The sequence below is a fragment of the Salinicola sp. genome, from assembly GCF_982684285.1.
Genome location: NZ_CEXLVS010000258.1, coordinates 1 through 3370, shown reverse-complemented (window position 1 = coordinate 3370; position 3370 = coordinate 1). Strand labels below are relative to the sequence as shown.

Annotated in this window: 4 protein-coding genes; 3 read left to right on the top strand and 1 reads right to left on the bottom strand. The window is 59.4% G+C overall.

The features are described 5' to 3' along the window. On the bottom strand, window positions 1-760 hold a 760-nt coding region (locus tag AC3AYF_RS17525), incomplete at its 3' end, for a polysaccharide biosynthesis/export family protein (protein ID WP_487780094.1). 965 nt (window positions 761-1725) lie between these two features. Between AC3AYF_RS17525 and AC3AYF_RS17520 the strand changes: the two genes are divergently transcribed. The 3 genes from AC3AYF_RS17520 to AC3AYF_RS17510 form a co-directional block, all read left to right on the top strand. Beyond that, window positions 1726-1941 carry a hypothetical protein gene (locus AC3AYF_RS17520; RefSeq protein ID WP_298848256.1) on the top strand — a complete coding sequence of 72 codons (216 nt, stop codon included), beginning with the start codon at window positions 1726-1728 and terminating at the stop codon, window positions 1939-1941. Next, window positions 1941-2621: a YjbF family lipoprotein gene (locus AC3AYF_RS17515; RefSeq protein WP_295041157.1), complete on the top strand. Its 681-nt coding sequence runs from the start codon at window positions 1941-1943 to the stop codon at window positions 2619-2621. The genes AC3AYF_RS17520 and AC3AYF_RS17515 overlap by 1 nt, the downstream gene beginning before the upstream one ends. 73 nt (window positions 2622-2694) lie before the next feature. Next, a partial coding sequence (locus AC3AYF_RS17510; protein WP_295041158.1) for a hypothetical protein occupies window positions 2695-3370 on the top strand: 676 nt, incomplete at its 3' end.

Here is a 3370-nt window from a genome sequence, read left to right as displayed (position 1 = left end):
GCTTTGCGGTGAGTTGTTCCAGGAACAATCGCCGGAACAGCCTGGAAAGCACGCGCACCGGTAGAAAGAATCCGCGTTTACACGGTTGCCACTCATCGTCGCCGTTGAGTCCACCACCGAGATTGACCGCGTCGAGCACCGTCATGGGAACGTTGGTGATGGGCATCACCCCGGGGTTCTCGACCTGTCCCGTGACGTAAACCTTCTGCGAGTTGAAGCCCACGACCTTGACGTCGACCTGCGGCTCGGTGACGTAGGTTGCCAGGCGACGCTGCAGTTGGGAGCGGACATCCTCCACGGTGCGACCGGCCACCTGGATTCGCCCGACGTAAGGATAGAAGATCGTGCCGTCGCTATAGACGGTGTTGCCCGTATCCTCCGTGGGCCGCTCACTGCCGGCGGGTATGGTCAACTCCGGATGGTCGTAGACGATGATCGACAGCACATCGCCAATACCGATGTGATACTCGTAGCGGCCCTCCAGCGCCGGGTCACGGTGGGAAGCGGCCGCCGCTCGCTGCAGGTCGGCCTCGTCACCGCTGCCACCCCGCAGCGATGTGACCGCCTGCTGTGTCCGAACCAGCCCCAGCGTGATCGGCTCCACGTCGACCAAATCATCGATCGGCGCGGAGTTCGTGTCGTAGTCGATATGCCCCCCTGGGGCAAAGGCGCAGCCGGAAACCGCGACGACCAGTGACAACGACAAGACGGGCAAGCGCCATCGGGTAATGGAACGCCTGCGACCCTCGCGAAATTTCATCATCCCTGTCGACCACCCCTTCTCTCTTCCATATAGAGTCCTGACTAACATGACTCGCGAATGACTTCCGCTTTAAACCTTAAAATTTAAACACGCTACCGCCCCAGGGTTTTAACGGCATTCCCTGACGCCCTTATTTATCGTGCCAATTGACTCAAAAACATGAATCGCCCGTCATCGACGGCGACTGGCCATCAATGCGCGAGCTTGAAGTCGAGCAATCCTTGACTCAGCCCCTTCACAAATCAACCAATGCCAATAACGTGCCAGCTTTTCAAAACAAACAAAATACCTAACCCTTGAGTTACAAAACGGCGTTCCGAAGTGTGCAAGAACCAAGAATTCCATGAATCAACACGGATCCCGCCCTTACTGATAACGAACAGGTGTGACGAATTCGCGACAGCCAAAGATATCAACAAAAGCAGTCAGTTACTTTTCAGGGCTTGAAACACACACCATCTGACACAAGAAACCAATTGAAACAAACCCGCACCCTATAAAGACCTGCCTTTATTTTTCAATGACTTACAGGATCACACATACCAAATTGCCTTACCCAACCGGGGTTTCGGCCCAAGCGAGGCGCGATGAACCCGGCCTTTTATCCTGCCATTCGACCAATTTACGCACTTCACCAACCTTACAAACAGGCCGACTGTCGCCATTTATAGACAAATTAAACTTGGCAATCACGATAGCGATAACCAATGTTTCACAAAAACACATTATAATTTTATTGCTTTATCTCGCGACGCTTGCACCATATACGAGCGTCGCTAACTATACTTGATGCTCTTCAGTGCAACCCGACGGGTGTCTTGTTTTTGACACACTACAATTCCATAAATTTGAAAGTTATAATTGATCAAATCCGTGATATTGGTAAGAATACAGGTGGTCTCCGGACCACATCGTTGGTTTAACCAACACGTTAGGAGGTACTTATGAAGAAACTGGCCATAATGGCAGTCGCGTTAATGGCTGTCTCTTCACTCGCCGTTGCCCAGGAAGTGGCAACGGGCAGCGCCGCCGGAGCCGGCTCTGCCGCTAGTGCGTCGACAGCATCTGCTGCCGGCACCAGCACTGCGGCATCGTCGGTCGGCGCGCTGGCCGCTGCAGGTGGCAGTGATGGCACCACCGGAACGACCGGCACCACCGGTACGACCGGGACCCGGTAATGACAGCGGCACGTCATTACCGCCTGGAAGGCCGCCCTCGGGCGGTCTTCTTTTGTCTCGCCATGACGAGCCTCCTGCTCTCCGGCTGCTCCTTGGGGGGAAGCCGCCCGCTGGATGGCATCGTCCCGGGACTCGCTGGCGATGACGTCTCCGACCAGGCCGCCGCCACCTCCTATGCATCGCTCGACTTCCACGTCGCAGGGCATGGCGGACTGGTGATTCTGGCGAGTCAGGCTGGGGAGATGACCTACTGGCAGTTCCGTGACTCGGCCACCGTCGCCCTGGAGGATGGCTACCTGCACAGCAGTGCCGGCCTCGAGCAGAACGTGATCGACACCCAACTCCGTGACGGGGAAGGCAACGTTCTCGATACCCCTCCCTGGAGAAGCTCCTCCTCGACTGCCTATCGTCTCGAACGGGAGTGGCAGACGGCAGACGGCAATCTACACCATGGCCAGGCGACCGCCCTCCTCGACTGTGAGGCGGCACCTTCCCGTGTCGAACTACCGCTGACGTCGCGAGAGTTACAGGTGTGCCATGAAACGCTGAACTGGAAGGATGGCAACGTCACTCACGGCACGCTCTGGCGAGCGCCGGAAGACGGCCGCCTGTGGGCGGTCGAAACCCAGCCATGGCCCGGCGGGCCGATATTCGACTGGCAGGTCGCCCGCCCTTGGTAACACTGCCACCGTCGCGATTCGGCGAAAGCGAGACAGGGATTTTGGTGAAGCCCATCAAGGACGAGACCGACACATGGTGACCCCCCGTTTTCCGTTTCATCGGCGCCGGTCATGGCGTGCCGCCCGCCGTTTTCTCGCCGCTGCACTGTGCGGTCTCGGTCTGGTCGGCACCGCCGGCGCGCAGGACGACACCGAGCCGGCCTCCACCTTTACCATCGACATCGAGGGGCGTCGCCCACCAGCGCCTTCCCCTTCGCTGCTCGATGCCTGGTTGACGGTGGAGCGGGAAACCCCGGTCAACTGGTCGCGCGCCTTCGTGGCTCGAGATGACGCGACGGCCGAGGATCGGCAGCGCCACCGACGCCTCGACGCCGAGCTGGCGGGACTTGCCATGCAGGCACGGCTACTGGATGCGCCCCAGGTCGGTGACGGCCTCGACGCCTGGCGCGAGGCGCTCGGCAAACTGGACAAGGGGCGGATACCGGGGCGCGTCGATCCGACCTGGCTGATGGCGCATCTGCGCCAGGTGCCGCGACTCGAGGACGTCGACACCTTGGGCTGGTGCCAAACACCCGACTGGATCGAAGCCTGGACGCCCCTGGGCGTTGCCAGGCTGGCGTGGGAGCCGGGCATGACCACCGATACACTGCTCGACCGACTCGACGGGGAGGCCTATGCCAGCGCCGATACGTTGCAACTGGTAACCCCCCAGGGCGATATCAAGAGCCTGGGCATCGCCGCCTGGAATC

Bases quoted from the DNA above. Each gene is read 5' to 3' on its own strand.
- AC3AYF_RS17520 (WP_298848256.1), top strand. From the start codon at position 1,726: ATGGCAGTCGCGTTAATGGCTGTCTCTTCACTCGCCGTTGCCCAGGAA.
- AC3AYF_RS17515 (WP_295041157.1), top strand. From the start codon at position 1,941: ATGACAGCGGCACGTCATTACCGCCTGGAAGGCCGCCCTCGGGCGGTC.